The organism is Archangium lansingense (genome assembly GCF_026626635.1).
GTDB classification, from domain to species: domain Bacteria; phylum Myxococcota; class Myxococcia; order Myxococcales; family Myxococcaceae; genus Archangium; species Archangium lansingense.
This window is the reverse complement of the sequence record NZ_JAPNKA010000001.1, coordinates 11,122,620-11,139,396: the sequence shown is the minus strand read 5'-3', so window position 1 is coordinate 11,139,396 and position 16,777 is coordinate 11,122,620. Positions and strand designations below refer to the sequence as shown.

13 protein-coding genes are annotated in these 16,777 nt (G+C 69.4%); 4 read left to right on the top strand and 9 right to left on the bottom strand.

Features of this window, described 5'->3' with window-relative positions; genetic code table 11:
- Positions 1-36: 36 nt before the first annotated feature.
- From OV287_RS44530 to OV287_RS44520, 4 genes are read right to left on the bottom strand one after another with little or no spacing between them, the layout of a single operon-like run.
- Positions 37-1,284: a hypothetical protein gene (locus OV287_RS44530; protein ID WP_267540136.1), complete on the bottom strand. Its 1,248-nt coding sequence runs from the start codon at positions 1,282-1,284 to the stop codon at positions 37-39.
- Positions 1,281-3,830: a TonB-dependent receptor domain-containing protein gene (locus OV287_RS44525; protein ID WP_267540135.1), complete on the bottom strand. Its 2,550-nt coding sequence runs from the start codon at positions 3,828-3,830 to the stop codon at positions 1,281-1,283. Before OV287_RS44525 ends, OV287_RS44530 begins: the two co-directional genes overlap by 4 nt.
- Positions 3,831-3,837: 7 nt before the next feature.
- A complete protein-coding gene (locus tag OV287_RS56275; protein ID WP_308809791.1) occupies positions 3,838-4,149 on the bottom strand; it encodes a PEGA domain-containing protein in 312 nt (103 codons plus the stop codon).
- Positions 4,150-4,159: 10 nt separating this feature from the next.
- A complete protein-coding gene (locus OV287_RS44520) occupies positions 4,160-5,473 on the bottom strand; it encodes a serine/threonine-protein kinase (RefSeq protein WP_308809790.1) in 1,314 nt (437 codons plus the stop codon).
- 294 nt (positions 5,474-5,767) lie between these two features.
- Between OV287_RS44520 and OV287_RS44515 the strand changes: the two genes are divergently transcribed.
- Positions 5,768-7,039 carry an ammonium transporter gene (locus tag OV287_RS44515; protein WP_267540134.1) on the top strand — a complete coding sequence of 424 codons (1,272 nt, stop codon included), beginning with the start codon at positions 5,768-5,770 and terminating at the stop codon, positions 7,037-7,039.
- Between the two features lie 3 nt (positions 7,040-7,042).
- Here OV287_RS44515 and OV287_RS44510 read toward each other — a convergent pair whose 3' ends face one another.
- Positions 7,043-8,113 (bottom strand): hypothetical protein, encoded by a 1,071-nt coding sequence (locus OV287_RS44510; protein ID WP_267540133.1) that lies wholly within the window; start codon positions 8,111-8,113, stop codon positions 7,043-7,045.
- A gap of 127 nt (positions 8,114-8,240) precedes the next feature.
- On the opposite strand from OV287_RS44510, the gene OV287_RS44505 reads away from it, so the two are divergent.
- A complete protein-coding gene (locus OV287_RS44505; RefSeq protein ID WP_267540132.1) occupies positions 8,241-9,125 on the top strand; it encodes a cobalamin-binding protein in 885 nt (294 codons plus the stop codon).
- On the opposite strand, the gene OV287_RS44500 is transcribed toward OV287_RS44505, so the two are convergent.
- Positions 9,105-9,467: a response regulator gene (locus OV287_RS44500; RefSeq protein ID WP_267540131.1), complete on the bottom strand. Its 363-nt coding sequence runs from the start codon at positions 9,465-9,467 to the stop codon at positions 9,105-9,107. The two genes, OV287_RS44505 and OV287_RS44500, sit on opposite strands and share 21 nt — an antisense overlap.
- Positions 9,468-9,607: 140 nt before the next feature.
- Here OV287_RS44500 and OV287_RS44495 point away from each other — a divergent pair, with 140 nt between their 5' ends.
- On the top strand, positions 9,608-11,356 hold the full coding sequence (locus tag OV287_RS44495; RefSeq protein ID WP_267540130.1) for a BamA/TamA family outer membrane protein: 1,749 nt from the start codon (positions 9,608-9,610) through the stop codon (positions 11,354-11,356).
- 2 nt (positions 11,357-11,358) lie between these two features.
- Here OV287_RS44495 and OV287_RS44490 read toward each other — a convergent pair whose 3' ends face one another.
- Positions 11,359-13,176 carry a methyl-accepting chemotaxis protein gene (locus OV287_RS44490; RefSeq protein WP_267540129.1) on the bottom strand — a complete coding sequence of 606 codons (1,818 nt, stop codon included), beginning with the start codon at positions 13,174-13,176 and terminating at the stop codon, positions 11,359-11,361.
- A 154-nt stretch (positions 13,177-13,330) separates the two neighbouring features.
- Positions 13,331-14,095, bottom strand: a complete 765-nt coding sequence (locus OV287_RS44485) for a hypothetical protein (RefSeq protein ID WP_267540128.1) — start codon at positions 14,093-14,095, stop codon at positions 13,331-13,333.
- Between the two features lie 118 nt (positions 14,096-14,213).
- On the opposite strand from OV287_RS44485, the gene OV287_RS44480 reads away from it, so the two are divergent.
- The gene (locus tag OV287_RS44480; protein WP_267540127.1) at positions 14,214-16,427 is read left to right on the top strand and encodes a S9 family peptidase; all 2,214 of its coding nucleotides are present in this window, start codon (positions 14,214-14,216) and stop codon (positions 16,425-16,427) included.
- A gap of 102 nt (positions 16,428-16,529) precedes the next feature.
- Here the strand turns inward: OV287_RS44480 and OV287_RS44475 are convergent, their stop codons facing one another.
- On the bottom strand, positions 16,530-16,733 hold the full coding sequence (locus tag OV287_RS44475) for a cold-shock protein (protein WP_073558789.1): 204 nt from the start codon (positions 16,731-16,733) through the stop codon (positions 16,530-16,532).
- Between the last annotated feature and the right edge of the window lie 44 nt (positions 16,734-16,777).

Genomic DNA, 16,777 nt, shown 5'->3' with positions numbered 1-16,777 from the left:
CCCTTGGAGTTTTTCGCTCGGCTGGGATGAGCTTTTTTACGGCACTTCGAGAACGAACGACTGGCTCTCCACCGGAGGCAACCCGTCTTCGAGCGCCAAGGTGGGAGACAGCTCGTTGGGTACGCGCCACGTCTGGCCAGTGAACTGGACGAGCGTAATGGCGTAGCGGCCAGAAGGCACCGACTTCAGAGCCTCCCGCTTGAGTGGATTCCTCACATCGAGCGCCTGAGGCAGCACGAGCACTCCCAGTGAACTCACGGGCACGGGATACATGCGCGGAGTGCCATCGGGATTGCGGAGGGCATCCATCAGGGCCGGGTCCGGCGCGAGCGTCGCGGCGAGCACCACCTGGTCCGGCAGTCCGTCGCTGGTGCCATCGGCCCGGGGGTAGTCGGTGCCCACGGCATCGAGGAGGCCATCGCGATCCAGGTCGTTCTCGTCGGCGAGCTTCTGCGCGGCACTGAGTCCTTCCCCGTCCGCCAGCTTGCGCACCAGCACGCGCGGCCACAGCTCCGGCTGGCCGTTCCCGTCGGCGTCGTCGGGCACGCCGTCGGCGTTGTCGTCCACGTAGCGCACCAGCATGGTGGGCGTGTGCGCGTGGATGGACACCACGCCCTCGTTGACCTGCAGGGGCCAGAGCTCGAGCCGTTTGGGGCCCGACGTGGGGTTGAACGAGGTGCCTCCCTCCACGCGGAAGGCGGGCCGCTCGGGGACGGTGTTCGAGTCGCTGAAGCTCACGGAGACGCCGGTGGCAGCCTGGGGCACACCATCCGGGCCCACGGCCACCTCCACCACACGCGGGACGCGGGTGATGGGGTCCACCGCGGCGCCTCCCACGTCTCCGGCGTTGGGCTCGCCGGTGATGCTGTACCAGGGAATGAAGTCCGGGCCGTGGCAGGGCGAGGCGACCGCCAGGCAGGTGTCCGCGTCGATGAAGCCGCGCAGCAGGTAGCGCCCCGGGGCCACGAGGCTGAAGGAGAAGGGCGCGGTGAAGGGGCCGGACGAGCCGGGCTCCGCCGGTCCGAAGAGCTGCTGCGCGGGGATGACGGTGAAGCTCACCGGGCGGCCCGCGCCTTGGGGCGGAGGCGGACGCTCGGCGTCATAGAGCAGGACGATGGCGTTGCCGCGGGCGCGGCTCTGCACCACCACCTGTCCGTCGATGCGGGCCAGCTTCTGGTTCTGGCGCTGGTCCGCGGTGGGCACCACGGGTGGGGGCTCGCAGCCGGTGGCGAGCACGGACGCCAGGGCCAGGCCTACCAGGCTCTTCGAGCAGGGGACGCTCATGGGGTCACCGTCAGGATGGCGAGCACGCGGCGCTCGATGCGGTTGCCGAAGGGGTGCTGGGCGTGCGTGGGGCCCAGGTTGGAGCCCACCAGCGCCACTGACACCCGGTCCTTCACAGGCGTGTAGCCCACGCGGGCGTTGATGACGGTGTAGGCGGGCAGCGAGTTGGCCAGCGGCTCGATGACGGTGGGGTCCTTCGACGCGGGCTCTCGCTCCACCCAGGTGGTGTTGGACGTCCAGGCCACGTCCACGCCCAGCTCCAGCGCCTGGCGCGTGCGGTAGGTGACGCCGCCGTAGAGCTTGAATTGGGGTGCCTGGCTGCAGGGGCCGCACAGGCCATCCTCGCCCTCGGCCGACACCTGCTGGAAGGCGGCGTTGGCCTTGATGCCGAGGCCATCCACCGGGGCCAGCGTCACACCGGCCTCGGCTCCGCGCGCGGTGTAGACGGCCGCTTCGTTCTCGAAGAGGGAGCGGCCCAGCAGGTACGTGCCCGTGGTGGCGTCCCAGGACTCCTCCGCCGGCAGGGGCCTCACCGCGGACAGGTGGATGAGGTTGCTCACCCGGTTCTGGTACAGGGCCACGTCCCAGTCCATGCCCAGGCTGGGGGCCTCGCCGCGGTAGCCCAGCTCAAGCGCCACCATCTGCTCCGCCTGGAGCGCCCGGTTGCCGCTGGAGAGCGCGCTGGCGCCGTTGACGCTCGGGATGGGGATATGCACGTCCATGTAGCTTTCCAGGAACGTGGGCACGCGGAAGGCCGAGGCAGCGCTGGCGCGGAAGGCATGGCCCTCGAAGGGCATGAAGACAGCGGACACGCGCGGCGAGTGGGCGAGGCCCGGCTGGCCCTTGTCCAGCAGCGGGTGACGGTCCACGCGGTAGGAGGCCACCACGCGCAGGGGCTCCGCCAGGCGCCACTCGTCCTGCACGAAGGCCGCGGCGTGGATCTCCTCGCGCAGGGGGCCCAGGTAGCTCCACGCCACGCGCTTGAGGCGGCCCTCCACGCCCACGTTCACATGGTGCTCGCCCAGCAGCTCGAAGCGCTTGCTGTAGAGCACTTCACCGTTGAAGAGGTTGGATTCAACGTGCGTGGCCAGCGAGCGCTGGCCCACGGCCTCGAACTGCGGCCCCGCGTCCACCGAGAGGTGGTTCCAGAAGGCCTTCACCTTCAGGGGCCCCAGCTCCGCGTCCGCCTTGGCGAAGGCGCTCACCCCGTCCAGGTAGAAGTTGCGCAGCACGCCCAGCGGGTAGGCTTCCGTGTAGTAGCGGTTGACGCCGCCGGACAGGCCCAGCGTGGCACCCGAGTCGAACTGGTAGTGGGTGGCCAGGCTTCCCCGTGCGCTGCGCACGCCCAGGTCGGGTTGGGGGTCCACCACCGCCATGTCCGGCCGGTCCCCCGCGAAGTCGCGGCTCCACTTGTCCGCCTGGATGTACGCCGCCGAGGCGCGGTAGCGCAGCCCGCCCGTGCCGCCATGGCTCACGAAGCTGCCGCCCGCGGTGTTGCCGTTGCCGCCCTGGACCTGGAAGCGCGCCTTGGGGCCGGTGCCCGGAGGGCGGGTGATGATGTTGACCACGCCCAGCATGGCGTTGGCGCCGTAGAGCGCGCTGCCCGGGCCGCGGATGACCTCGATGCGCTCGATGTCCTGCAGCTCCACCGGGATGGACGACCAGAGCGTCATGCCCAGGAAGTCCTGGTACTCGGTGCGGCCGTCCACCAGCACCAGCACCTTGTTGGCGACGCGCTGGTTGAAGCCGCGTATCGAGAGGTTGGCGCTGGCCGGCCCCAGCATCATCACCTCGGCGCCCGGCACGCGGCGCAGCAGCTCCGGCAGGCTGGTGGCGCCCGACAGGCGGATGTCCTCGGCGGTGATGACGGTGGTGGCGTTGGGCGCCTCCAGCGAGGACTGGGCGCGGCGGCTGGCCGTCACCACGAGCTCCTCGTAGGGCACCGCTCCCTCGTCCTCCGCGGAGGCTGCCTCGGCTTCGGCGTCGGGGACCGCGTCGTCAAACGTGGGCTTCGCGGGGCTGGCAGCGGGCGGTGCCGTGGGCAGGGACTCGGCGCGGGCGATGGCCTTCTCCAGCCGCTCGACCAGGACCGCGAGCGACCGGGCCGCCTCGGCGCCGGGAGCCGCGGGCATGGGGGGCAGTCCGGGCTTCTTCCCCGGCACCGCTGGCTCGGTGGGCTTCGCCGCCTCGGCCTGCTTTGTCGCCTCGGCGGCCCGCAGCGCCTCCTCCAGCTTCACCAGTGCGGCCTGCGCGTTGGCCATGTCCGGCGGGTTGGCGGAGATGTAACGCCGCAAGTAGTCCGCCGCCTCGGTCAACCTGCCCGCGTCCTGGTAGGCGCGGGCGATGTTGAAGAGGACGTTGGGGTGGGGCTTGATGGAATACGCGACGAGCAGCTCGGCGATGCCCTGGTCGTACTGACCCTGGCCGATGAGGCTCATACCGTTGCGGAAATGACGGCGGGCCTCCAGGCGCGCGTCGCCGAAGGCACTCCCCGCGTACAACACCAGCGCGAGGGCGCCCGCTCGCTTCAGGGCGGTCGGGTTCATCACAATCTCAGTAAGGGTCGTCCTTGTACCCGGCGGAGTTCCTGTCCGACGCGGAGCGGGAACCGGACTTCTTCTTCAGCTTCTGCTGGTGGCGCACCACGGGCCCCTCGCCCTCGGCGATGACGGTGACCCGCTGGTAGCCCTCCATCGCGAACGTGAGGCGGGCGCTCGCGCGGCCATCGGCGCCAGGAGGCACCGGCAGCTCCACGGGCGTCTCTCCCAGCGTGCGTCCCTGGTACAGCACCTTCGCGCCGCCGGGTACGCTGTCGATCAGGAAGCGGATGGCCACGGGCTCGGCGGTGGCGGACGGAGCGGCCACCACCGCGGACTCAGCGGCAGGCTGCGGCGTCGGGACCGCGGGTGCGGACTCCGTGGCGGGGGCGGGCTGCCCGGCCGGAGGCGTCTTCACCGCCGGAGCCACCGCCTGGATGGGCTCGGGAGTTGGCGGGGACTGGGGCGCGGGAGTGCGCAGGGCTACCACCGCGGCCACGCCCAGGCCGAGCACCAGCGAGCCAGCGAAGAGGGCCAGGGGCAGTGTGCGCCGGGCGGCCGGTTTCGCGGGCGCCTCTTCGACGGCGATGTCCAGCGCCACAGTGCTCGCGCCCGTGGAGCCGGGAGAGGGCAGGGGGCCCGTCTGCGGGCCCGACATGGGACCGCTGCCGGGCGAGGGAATGGCGGTGAGTCCGCTGGTGATGGCGCGCGGGCTGGAGAAGGCCCCGCTGAAGCCCGCGGAGGTGGCGGCGCGGCGGATGGCCTCCAGCCTCATCCATGGACTGGAAGCGCTCCTCGGGGCGCTTGTACAGGCACCGCATCACCAGTGCCTCCACCTCCTGCGGCACGGTGTGCGCGGGCCAGACAGCGGCGAAGACGGGCGGGGCCTCGTTGAGGTGCTTGAAGATGACGTCGATGCTCTGCGCCGCCATGAAGGGCGGGCGCCCCATCAGCATCTGGAACATCACCACGCCCAGCGAGTACACGTCGCTGCGTGGGTCCGACACATTGCGCGCCTGCTCGGGCGCCATGTACTGCGGCGAGCCGAGGATGACGCCGGCCTGGGTAATCTCCGTCTCGTTGGGCCCGCCGCGGTCCGGCAGGAAGGACTTCACCAGGCCGAAGTCCAGCACCTTCACCACGTCATGATCCTCCTCCTCGTTGAGGACCATGATGTTGGCGGGCTTGAGGTCGCGGTGGATGAGGCCCACCTTGTGAGCTTCGCGCAGCGAGCGCGCCACCTGCTGGGCGATGTTCATCACCCGCATCCACGGCAGCGGCCCGAGCTGGGTGAGGAGCTGCGCCAGCGTCTGCCCCTCCAGGTACTCCATGGCGATGTACAGCACGCCATCGTCCGTGCGGCCGTAGTCGATGATGGTGACGGTGTTGGGGTGGCGCAGCTTGGAGGTGACGGCCGCCTCCAGGAAGAAGCGCTTCTGGAAGCCCGGGTCCTTGCCCTCGCTGTACTGGGGGTTGAGCACCTTGAGCGCCACCAGCCGCTCCAGGGGGGACTGCACCGCCTTGTACACGCGGCCCATGCCGCCCGCGCCGAGCGCCTCCACGATGCGGAACTTGTCGTTGAGGATCCGGCCGATGAGGGGATCTCCGACGTCGGCCGGTGCGCTCTGAGCTTGCGCGCCGCTTTGTACCATGAGCTCCCCCGCCGCCCGCCGCCGGGCGGGGCGAAATGTGACCTATCCCGTATGCTACCACCAGACGCGCCGGCTCCGAAAAGTCGGGAGCTGCCGGATTCCCCTGTTGTAGGGGGCCGACCATACGGCCCCAGCGCCGAGACGTCACGTACCAGACAGGTTCACCTGCCGGGTCCTTCCCTGACGCGCTGCGTTTCTCAGGATTCCCCTCAGGCCGACGCTGGATTTGCGCACCGCGTCAATGCAGTCTCCGACTCCATGGTGATTTCTCCGTGGGTGCGAAGGAGCCGGCTGTTGGCGCCGGTCATGGGAGTGCTGGCGGCCGGGCAGGCGCACGCCCAGGCGGCCGAGCCGGTAGCGGACTCAGGCGATACGGCGTGGATGCTGGTGGCCTCGGCGCTGGTGCTGCTGATGACGCCAGGGTTGGCGCTCTTCTACGGCGGCATGGTGCGGCGCAAGAACGTGCTGGCCACGTTCATGTACTCGTTCTTCGCGTTGGCGCTGGTGACGGTGCAGTGGGTGCTGTTCGGCTATTCGCTGGCCTTCGGCAAGACGCACGGAGGGCTCATCGGCGGCGCGGACTTCCTCTTCCTGGACGGGGTGTCGCTGGAGGCCAAGGGGAGCATCCCGCACCTGGTCTTCATGGCCTTCCAGCTCAAGTTCGCCATCATCACCCCGGCGCTCATCTCGGGCGCGTTCGCCGAGCGGATGAAGTTCAGCGCGTATGCGCTCTTCATCCTGCTGTGGAGCACGCTGGTGTACGACCCGGTGGCGCACTGGACGTGGGCCGAGGGAGGGTGGCTGCTGCAGTTGGGGGTGCTCGACTTCGCGGGCGGCACGGTGGTGCATTGGACTGCGGGGGTGAGCGCGCTGCTGTGCGCGCTGTACGTGGGCAAGCGCGTGGGCTACGGGCGCGAGCGCTTCATTCCGCATGACCTGCCGATGACGGTGATGGGGGCGGGGCTGCTGTGGTTCGGTTGGTTCGGCTTCAACGCGGGCAGCGCGCTATCGGCGGGGAAGGTGGCGGCACTGGCGTTCGTCACCACGCACGTGGCGGCGGGGGCGGCGGCGCTCTCGTGGACGGTGGCCGAGTGGTCCTTCCGCCGGAGGCCCACGCTGCTGGGCTTCGTGTCCGGGCTGGTGGCGGGGCTGGTGGCCATCACCCCGGCGGCGGGCTACGTGTCGCCCGGGGCCTCATTGGTCATTGGGCTCATCTCCGGCCTGGTGTGCTACGGCGCGGTGCTGCTCAAGGAGAAGCTGCACTACGACGACGCGTTGGACGCCTGGGGCGTGCACGGCGTGGGCGGCCTGCTGGGCGCGCTGCTGGTGGGCGTGTTCTCCCAGGCCGCGCTCAACCCGGCGGGCGCGGATGGGCTGCTGCACGGCAATCCGGCGCTGCTCGGCAAGCAGGCGCTGGCCCTGCTGGTGGTGGGTGCCTACACCGCGGTGGTGACGCTCGGCCTGCTCAAGCTGGTGGACAAGGTGGTGGGCCTGCGCGTCACCGAGGAGGAGGAGCGCATGGGGCTCGACTCCACTCAGCACGGCGAGGCGGCGTACACCTCGTGAGGTCTACTTGCGCTTGCGTGCGAGTGCCTTCTGCCGGGCGGCTTCCCGGGCCTTCTCCCGGGCCGCCTTGAGCTTCTCCATCTTCTCTCGGGCCTTCTCCCGCTTGGCCTGGGCCTTCTCCCACTTCACTTTGGCCTTCTGCACCTTCACCACGGTGCGCTGGGTGAGGCCCGCCTTCTTCTTGCACCCGGCGGCGACGGCCTTGAGCGCCATCGGGCGACCCTTTACGGAGAGCGGGCTGCGCGCAAGCTCAGGCATCTCGGAGAGCAGCTTGTCCGCCTCACTTCCACAGCGGAGGTAACGGTTCCTGACGTCCGTGTAGATCGAGAGCCGTGCCTCGAGGTCCTTCTCCCGTTTCGCCTTCTTCTCCAGGGCCGGCGCCTCCTGGCTCTCGCCGAGCGGCCCGGACACGAAGTCGATCACCCTCCGGGCGCTCTGGAGCCGAGTCTCCGCCTGCTCCAGGCGCCGCTCGGTGCTCCGCGCCGAGGCCGCATAGTCCTCGCTCTTCGCCTCCAGCTCCTTGCCCGTCTTCAGCCGCTCCCGGGTACGTTGGATGGCGTCGCTCGCCGCCGTCACCTGCTCGCTTCCGGCATTCCGGGCCTCGAGCGCATCCAGCGCCTCGGTGACCGCGAACATCGCCTCCACGACCGCGTCTCGCTGCTTCTCCACCGTGGCCTCGAGCGCCTTGCGCTCGCGCTCCGCGATGGCTTCGCGCTCCTTGCGCTCGCGATCCGTGACGGACTCTTTCTCCCGCCGAACCTTCTCCTCGCGGACCCGCGGAACGCGCGCCTGCAGCTCCGCAAGCTCCGAGCGGAGCATGTCCCCCTCGGGCGAGAGGTCCACGTCCGGGTGGGCCAGCACCTTCTCCGCCTTGGCGAGCAGCGGCTCTGCGCGGTCCGCGTTCAGCTCCCGGAGATGTTGCGAGGCCTCGTTGAGCAGCAGGGTGGCCTCGTCGGTCCGCTTGTCGCCGTGAGACTGGCGCTGCTGCTTGGTGCGCGGGCCGCAGGCGCTCGTGGCCACCACCACGAGGAGGAGGAGGACCCAGGTGCGGGAGGTCGTGCGTGCGGGAGTCATATCGATCGCCATCCAGGCCCGGCTCGGGGTAGGGGAGAGCATGGTCCGGAAGGGCCGGTGGAAGGAAGTCCGGGGGAAGACACCGGGCGCCGATCCAGGGCGGTTGAAGCCTTACACTGAGAGTCATATGAGCGACCGACTGAAGGCCTTGCTCTCCTCTGCGCCGCGCTACCCCCAGCGCATCGTCTGCATGACGGAGGAGACGACCGAGACGCTGTACCGCATCGGTGCTGGAGACCTCGTGGTGGGTGTCTCCGGTTTCACTGTGCGTCCGCCCGAGGCGCGCAAGAAGCCGCGTGTCAGCTCCTTCCTGGACGCCAACTTCGAGCGAATCCTCGAGCTGAAGCCGGACCTGGTGCTGGGTTTCTCGGATCTACAGGCGGACATCGGCCGCGAGCTGTGCAAGCGCGGGGTGCCCGTGGTCCTCTTCAACCAGCGCTCCATCGCGGAGATCCTGCAGACGGTGCGCGTGGTGGGGGCAATGGTGGGGCGGGCCGAGGCCGCGGAGAAGCTGGCGGACGAGCTGGAGGCCAACCTCGTGCGGCACGCGGAGGCGGCGGAGCGGCTTCCTCGCCGGCCCCGCATCTTCTTCGAGGAGTGGCACGAGCCGCTCATCTCCGGAATCCGCTGGTGCTCGGAGCTGGTGGAGTGGGTCGGCGGGGAGGACGTGTGCCGCGAGTCGCGCCAGCACCAGGGCGCCAAGGGCCGCATCTTCGAGCCAGCTGAAGTGGCCCGGAGGAATCCCGAGGGTGTCATCGCGAGCTGGTGTGGCCGCAAGGCGAAGCGCGAGAAGATCATCTCGCGGCCGGGCTGGGAGCGGGTGACGGCGGTGGTGGAGGATCAGCTCTACGAGGTGAAGAGCCCGGTCATCCTCCAGCCGGGGCCCGCGGCCCTGTCGGATGGGGTGGAGCAGCTCGCGCGCATCGTGGCGGCCATTGCCCGGGGCGAGAAGCTGCCCTCGCCACGTCCGGGAGACCTGCGTGCGGTGCCGCTACCCACCGACAGCGCGTAATGGGGTGATGGACTCGTAGACCACGCGCAGGAAGTCGTCGATGTCCAGCGGCTTGTGCATCAGGCGCACGCCGGAGGGAGGCCGGACCCGCGGGTGGGCGGTGATCATCAACGCGCCCGTGCTGTGCAGCCGGTGCTCCCGCTCGGCCTGTTCCAACAGCCAGTCACCATTCTGGCCGGGCAGCATGTAGTCGGTGATGACCAGGTGGAAGGACTCCGACCTCAAGCGGGCCAGTCCCTCTTCCGCAGTACCGCTACCGGCGACCGAATAGCCCTCGCTCTCGAGCAGATCGGTCAGCCCTTCGCGGATGTCCTCGTTGTCCTCTACCAGGAGAATCTTCACGTTGAGTCCGGACGTTACGGGGTGCAGCTCTACGAAAGGCTGAAGTCTCCCGCTTCCGGCTACGCCCGGGAATCCCTTCGAGCCCGGTACAGGCCGGAGCTGTTCACTAGCGTATTCCACGGCCCCGGCGGCGTGACAGGATGGGGCCCGTGTCGCTTGCCTGGCTGCCCCTCCTCGTCGCGCCCTTGCTGGCGGCGGACCCCGCTCCGCCCGCCAAGGGCTACGAGGATGCGCTCGTGCAATGGGGCCTGGCCCTCGAAGAGGGCCGGAGCATCGAGCCGGAGCCCGAGGGCAAGCGCCTGGAGTCCGTGCTCGTGGCCTCCGAGGACGTCGTCGCCCCGAGTGACCCCTACCCGTTGCTGCTCAACGTGTTCCACGCGCGCACGCGCGAAGGGGTCATCCGGCGCGAGGTGTTGCTGAAGCCCGGGGAGCCCTACTCGGCGGTGCGGGCCCTGGAGACGGCGCGCAACCTGCGCAAGCTGGGCATCTTCGCGGTGGTGCGCGTGGTGCCGGTGCGCGGCTCCACGCCGGACGCGGTGTCGCTGCTCATCATCACCAAGGACCTCTGGTCGCTGCGGCTCAACCAGGACTTCCAGGTGGTGGGCACGTTGGTTCAGTCACTGCGGCTACAGGGCACCGAGCAGAACTTCCTCGGGCTGAACAAGAAGGTGGCGCTGGACTTCCTGCTGCGCCTGGACTCGGTGAGCCTCGGGCAGACCTATGTGGACCCGCGTCTGGGAGGTAGCCGCTGGTCCCTCAGTGAGACGGCCTCCCTCGTCTTCGGGCGCGAGAGCGGCCAGCTCGAGGGCTCCCGGGGCAACGTGCAGGTGACGCGCCCCTTCTACTCGCTGGACACGCCCTGGAGCTTCCAGGCGCAGGCCGTGTGGCGCGTGCAGCCCATCCGCGTCTTCCGCGGCGCCGAGGTGTGGGCCCTGCCGTACCCCGGGGGCGGCACGGTGCCCTACATCTACGATGCTCGCGAGTTCAGCGGGAGCACGCTGTACCTGCGCTCCTGGGGCTCGCGCTACAAGTTGGACGCGGGTGGAGGCGTAGGCTTGTACCACCGGCGCTATGGGGCTCCCGCGAGCTCCGGGCTGGATGAGGCCCAGAGCGCCTGGCTGCGGGACACCCTCCTGCCACGCAGCGAGGACGCCACGTATGTGCTCGCCTACGCGCGCTTCTGGGAGACGCGCTACGAGGTGATGCGCGACGTGGACTCCTACGCCCTCTCGGAGGACTTCCAGGTGGGGCCCTACCTCACCGCCACGGCGCGCTACGCCCCCGCGCTGTTGGCCTCGGCGGGAAACTTCGCTGAGGTGGGGCTCACCGCCCGCTACCGCGTGCGACTGGGGGATGCGCTCTCCTCGCTGGCCACCGCTGCCTCTGTGCGCCGGGTTCTCGGTGGGCAAGGGGCGGGGACCTGGACCAACCGCCGCTGGGCCGCGGAGTTTCAGCAGGTCTCCCCGAAGGTGCTCGGCGGGCGCTTCGTGGTGAGGGGCCTGCTGGACGTGAACATCGACGACCTGAACGAGCGCGTGCTGCTGCTCGGAGGCGGCAACGGACTGCGGGGGGCGCGACCGGAGGCCTACTCAGGCAAGCGCATGGCGTTGCTCAACGTGGAGTACCGCACCCGGCCCCTCATCCTCTACACGGTGCACCTGGGCGGCGTGCTCTTCTACGACGCGGGCTCGGCGTTCGAGGAGGGCCCTCGCTTCGTGCACTCGGTGGGCGTGGGCCTGCGGCTGCTCTTCCCCCAGTTCAACACCTTCCCGTTCCGCCTCGACTTCGGGTACGTCCTCAACGACGAGCGACCCGAGTTCGGCGGACGCTTCTCCTTCAGCGGCGGCCAGGTGACGGAGTTCCGGCCTGCCTTCCTGGATTCGCCCTAGCCTCAGCGGTTGAGCTGGTAGCGGCGGGCGATCTCCGTCACCTCGCGGGTGACGGCCTGAAGCGTCTCGGTGGCCTGCAGGGTGGTGTCCAGCCGCTTCATCGTCTCGTCCATGCCGGCCGAGATGTGAGCGATGGCATTGAAGATGTGCGAGATGCCCGTGTTCTGCTGGTTCACCGCGACGGCGATCTGCCGCACGGCCGCGGCGTTCTCCTGGATGATGAACGACATCTCGCGCAGGTTGTTGCCCGAGGACTTCACCATCTCCAGGCCGCCCTCCACCTGCAGCGCGCCCTGCTCGCTCATGGAGACCACGTCCCGGATGGCGGTGCCGATGTCCAGCAGGCTCTTGCGGATGAGGGCGTTCTCCCGGATGGTCTGATCCGCCAGCTTGCGAATCTCGCTGGCCACCACGGCGAAGCCCGCCCCCTGGTCTCCCGCGCGCGCGGCCTCGATGGAGGCATTGAGCGCCAGCAGGTGGGACTGGTCCGCCAGGTCCTTCACCGTGACGGCGATGTGGGCAATCTGCGTGGCGCTCTCCTGCAGCCGCAGCACCTTGCCGCGGATGCCGTCCACGAAGTCGCGGATGGTGTTCAGGCCCGTCAGGGTTCTATCCAGCGCCTCCTCGCCGTACTGGCCGAGCTGTCCGGCGTGGCCCGCCACGCTCAGCACGCTCTCGGCCTTGTGGGAGGCCAGCTCGGAGGTGGTGCGAATCTCCTCCGAGGTGAGCTGGGCCTGCTGCAGCATGGCGGCCTGCTCGGACAGGCGCTGACGCTGCTGGTTGCTCGCGGAGCCGAGCGCCGTACTCGCCGACAGCAGCATGGTGGCCGAGGCCTGGAGGCGGGTGGGAATCTCCTGCAGTCGCTCCAGCACCGTGACCATGCCCGCCGCGAGGTCTCCCATCTCATCGGTGGAGGCCCACTGCGGAGCGCAGGGGGCGCCCTTGGCCAGGGCCTCGACGGCTTCCAGCACCGCCGCCGTCGCGCGCACCTGGCGGCGTGCCAGCATCCAGGCGGAGAGCGACAGGACGATCAGCACGAACGCCCCCAGGGTCAGCAGTGGCGGGCCCATCGTCGAGAGCAGGGAGTCGCTGAAGCCGTGCAGCTTCTCGGCGATCAGCTCGCCCTGGGCCTTGGAGATGGCCGGGTCCGCGAGCACGGCGCGCATCTGCTGGTCGCGCAGCTCGAGCGTCTGCAGGATGAACACCACTCCCGTGAGCACCAGGGTGCTCGTCAGGGTGGCGGCGAACACGTAGGGCAGGAACCAGCGCTGCCTCGGCCAGAAGAGCCCCCGTCCGCTGGCATGCACCCGCAGGCGGTTGCGCTCCTCGACCACGAGCGGCATCAACATCTGTTCGAGCTTGATGCCCACGGGCAGTGCCAGCACCTGGCCGATGGTGGCGGCCACCAGGAACCCGAGCCCGATCATCACGGGATGCTTGCCGGTGCGCACGACCAACGGGACGACATAGATGAGGCCGCCCAGGAGGGCAGGGGCCTGGGTCCCCACGAAGGCAAGCTTCCAGGGCAGCATCTGCAGGCGGGCGAGTCGCTCTTGCGGTGGCTCGTCAGGCCACGTGGGGATGTTGCTCCGCAGCAGCGAGGAGATTCCCACCCAGGGGATGAGGAAGGCCGCCACCACGAAGACGACCGGGAGCACATGCGTCAGGGCCCAGAGGTGGTCCTCGGCCGACAACCCCAGCGACAACGCGAGGAGGTATCCGGCGATGGGCGCGGAGGGGGTGAGCCACGCCAGCACGACGAAATGGATTCGTCGGGCGAGCTGCGGGGGAATGACCTTCTGCGGGGGCGAGCCGTTCATGAGGCGGGGGCCATTCTCCCAGAGGGAGGGGGGCGGAATGGAGGGGCGCGGGAAGAAATCTTGGCGCCTGCCTGGATGCTTCCCTATCGGGCCAGATGGTAATCCCGAAGGGCCCGCCCGTCTTCAAATAGAGGAAAACTGGGAAAAAGGAAAATCAGGGCGGGGGCGTGTGCAGCAGCTCCCGGAAGAGCACTTCGGCCACATCCCGGAAGAGCTCCCCCGATGCCAGCAGCCCCCCACAGTGATGAGGCTCGCGCGCCAGCGTCAGCGCGACGCACCTGCTCAGCAGTGCCTCCCAGAAGGACTCCGAGTCCGGTGGCAGGAGGTACTCCCGGATGACACCTCGGGGCCAGGGCAGCACCGTGGTCGGGTCCGCGTCGCTCAGGCTGGTGAAGCAGTCCAGGTCCACGTCCAGGAGGATGCGCTCGGCGGACTCCAGCACGTCCCGCACCGCGTCACCGGGGGCGGGCGAGTTGAAGGCCTCCGCCGCCCGGTCCACCGTCGGTACCACCACCAGCCGGTGCGAGCGCCCCCGCGTGTCCACGTAGACGTCTCCCGCGAAGGTGCCTCGGGGCCGTCCCCGGGCGATCACCAGTGCGTCGCCCACCAGCCCTGCCTCCATCGCCGCCAGCACATGATCGTAGTTGCGCACGTCCAGCGACCAGCGCGCGTGCTCGTCCAGGGCCCGCAGCCCCGCCGAGCGGTCCGGCACTGCTGCCGGCGCCTGGGGCACCACCAGGTCCAGGTGCCGATCCAGCGTCACCAGCAGCGCCGCCGGCCCGTCCTCCAACGCGCAGGCCCACGCGGGCAATGCCAGCCGGTGCGGGTCGAACACGTACGCGTCCGTTGGCCCCCGCCCGCCGCCGAGCGACAACCGAATGATGCCCGCAAGACGCAGGTGCTTCTGGGATTCGTCCATCACTGGGAATAACCGTCCGCGCACGGCATTTGGCGGGCCGCGCGCCGCCAGGAGTGTAGGCTGCTCGCGCTTCCTACCTCAAAGGAGGGAACGCCCGCCTCACGGGCGCCAGCCACGCATGCGCATCCTGCTCGCAGCCGCGCTCCTTTTGACGAGCGCCCCCGTCCTCGCCCAGCAGCCATCCGCCAAGACCATGACCGCCTCGCAAGATGCCTTTCTGCGGGACTACGCGGAGACGCGCCGCTTCATGAGCGGGCGTCCCGTCAACCCCCGCATCACCCCCGACGAGAAGACCGTTCTCTTCCTGCGTGGCCAGCCCCGCGCGCCCATCCAGACCCTCTTCGCCTTCGACGTGGCCACCGGTGAGACGAAGGAAGTGCTCACCCCCGAGGCCATCCTCAAGGGCGCCGAGGAGACGCTCTCCCCCGAGGAGAAGGCCCGCCGCGAGCGCATGCGCGTGAGCGCCAAGGGCTTCACCTCGTACCAGCTGTCCGAGGATGGCACGCGGATTCTGGTGCCGCTCTCCGGCAAGCTCTACCTGGTCGAGCGCGCCACCGGGAAGTCCACCGAGCTGAAGACGGGCCCGGGCGTCATTGATCCGCGCTTCTCCGCGGACGGCCAGCATGTGGCGTACGTGCGGGACAACGACGTCTTCCGCATCGAGCTGGCCACCAACAAGGAGCACCGCGTCACCAGCGGTGGTACCCCGGCGAAGACGCACGGCCTGGCCGAGTTCGTCGCCCAGGAGGAGATGAGCCGCTTCTCCGGCTGGTGGTGGAGCCCGGATGCGAAGTTCATCGCCTACACCGAGTCGGACACCGCGGAGGTGGAGAAGCTCTCCATCATCGACGTGATGCACCCGGAGAAGGGCTCGGAGGACTACTCCTATCCGCGGCCGGGGAAGAACAACGCGAAGGTGCGCCTGGGCATCACCCCCGTCACGGGCGGCAAGACGGTCTGGGTGCAGTGGGACGCGGAGAAGTACCCGTACCTGGCCACGGTGATGTGGCCGAAGAAGGGTCCCCTGACGGTGCTGGTGCAGAACCGCACGCAGACGGAGGAGAAGCTGCTCGCGGTGGACGTGGCCAGCGGCAAGACGCGGGAGCTGCTCACCGAGAAGGATGCGGCCTGGCTCGAGCTGGAGCAGACCTTCCCGGTGTGGCTGGAGGATGGCGGCGGCTTCCTCTGGCACACCGAGCGCAACGGCGGTCCCGAGGTGGAGCTGCGCAATGCGGATGGCAGCCTCGCGCGCTCGCTGGTGAAGCCGGAGGCGGGCTTCCGCAACCTCGCGCGCTACATCGAGAAGGAGCGCACCCTCTACTTCGTGGGCGGCCCCAACCCCACCGAGAGCTACCTGTGGCGCGTGAAGGACGGCGGCGCCCCGGAGCAGGTGCGTCCCGGCACCACCGGCGAGGCCATCGAGGGCGGCAGCGTCGCCCGGTCCGGCAACCTGGCCGTCATCACCCACTCGAGCCCCACGTCCATGCCCCGCACCTACGTGGTGCGCGGGGACGGTACCCGCGTGGGCGAGCTGCCCTCGGTGGCGGTGGAGCCCGGCTTCGTCCCCGTCGTCGAGTACCGCGAGGTGGGCCCGCTGAAGTTCCACTCCTCGCTGGTGCGCCCGCGCAACGCAAAGCCCGGCCAGAAGCTGCCCACCATCGTCGAGGTGTACGCCGGCCCCACCGTCACCGTCGTCCACAAGTCCATGGCCGCGCACCTGCTGTCGCAGTGGATGGCGGACCAGGGCTTCCTCATCGCTCGCTTCGATGGTCGGGGTACCCCGCTGCGTGGCTCCAAGTGGCAGCGCGCCGTGCACCTCGACTTCTCTGGCGTGACGCTGGAGGACCAGGCCGCCGCCGTCCAGGCGCTCGCCGCCGTGGTGCCCGAGGTGGACCTGCAGCGCGTGGGAATCGAAGGCTGGAGCTTCGGTGGCTACATGGGCGCGCTTGCTGCCCTCAAGCGCCCGGACGTCTTCAAGGCTGCCGTGGCTGGTGCCCCGGTGGTGGACTGGCTCGACTACGACACCCACTACACCGAGCGCTACCTCGGCCTGCCCCAGCAGCACCCCGAGGCCTACGAGAAGAGCTCAGTGCTCACCTACGCCCGCGACACCTCCAAGCCCATCTCCCCGCTGCTGCTCATCCACGGCACCGCGGACGACAACGTCTACTTCTTCCACACGCTCAAGCTCTCCGACGCGCTCTTCCGCGCAGGCAAGCCGCATGAGCTGCTGCCCCTGAGTGGCCTCACGCACATGGTGCCGGATCCGCTCGTCACCCAGCGCCAGTACGAGTGGGTGATGAACCACTTCAAGCGGCACCTGGCGAAGTAGGCGCGGGGGACGAGCCCGCAAAGAGAAAGGCCCGGCTCCCCTTTGGGATGCCGGGCCTTTTTCCGAGGCCACCTATCGGTAACGTAGTGGCTCGGGGCGGAGTCAGACCGCGCGAACGTTCTGCGCCTGCAGGCCTTTGGGGCCCTTGGCCAGCTCGAACTCCACCTTCTGCCCCTCGGCGAGGGTCCGGAACCCATCCATGTTGATGGCGGTGTGGTGGCAGAACACGTCCTCGCCCCCACCGTCCTGCACGATGAATCCGAAGCCCTTCGCGTCGTTGAACCACTTCACGGTACCAGTTGCCATTGTGCTTCCTTGTCAGGAGCCAGCGCCTGGCCGGCTCGTTCTCC

Coding starts and splice junctions, on each gene's coding strand:
- OV287_RS44505 (WP_267540132.1), top strand. CDS start 8,241: ATGAGCGACCGACTGAAGGCCTTGCTCTCCTCTGCGCCGCGCTACCCC.
- OV287_RS44490 (WP_267540129.1), bottom strand. CDS start 13,176: ATGAACGGCTCGCCCCCGCAGAAGGTCATTCCCCCGCAGCTCGCCCGA.
- OV287_RS44495 (WP_267540130.1), top strand. CDS start 9,608: ATGGGGCCCGTGTCGCTTGCCTGGCTGCCCCTCCTCGTCGCGCCCTTG.
- OV287_RS44520 (WP_308809790.1), bottom strand. CDS start 5,473: ATGGTACAAAGCGGCGCGCAAGCTCAGAGCGCACCGGCCGACGTCGGA.
- OV287_RS44475 (WP_073558789.1), bottom strand. CDS start 16,733: ATGGCAACTGGTACCGTGAAGTGGTTCAACGACGCGAAGGGCTTCGGA.
- OV287_RS44485 (WP_267540128.1), bottom strand. CDS start 14,095: ATGGACGAATCCCAGAAGCACCTGCGTCTTGCGGGCATCATTCGGTTG.
- OV287_RS44480 (WP_267540127.1), top strand. CDS start 14,214: ATGCGCATCCTGCTCGCAGCCGCGCTCCTTTTGACGAGCGCCCCCGTC.
- OV287_RS44510 (WP_267540133.1), bottom strand. CDS start 8,113: ATGACTCCCGCACGCACGACCTCCCGCACCTGGGTCCTCCTCCTCCTC.
- OV287_RS44530 (WP_267540136.1), bottom strand. CDS start 1,284: ATGAGCGTCCCCTGCTCGAAGAGCCTGGTAGGCCTGGCCCTGGCGTCC.
- OV287_RS44525 (WP_267540135.1), bottom strand. CDS start 3,830: ATGAACCCGACCGCCCTGAAGCGAGCGGGCGCCCTCGCGCTGGTGTTG.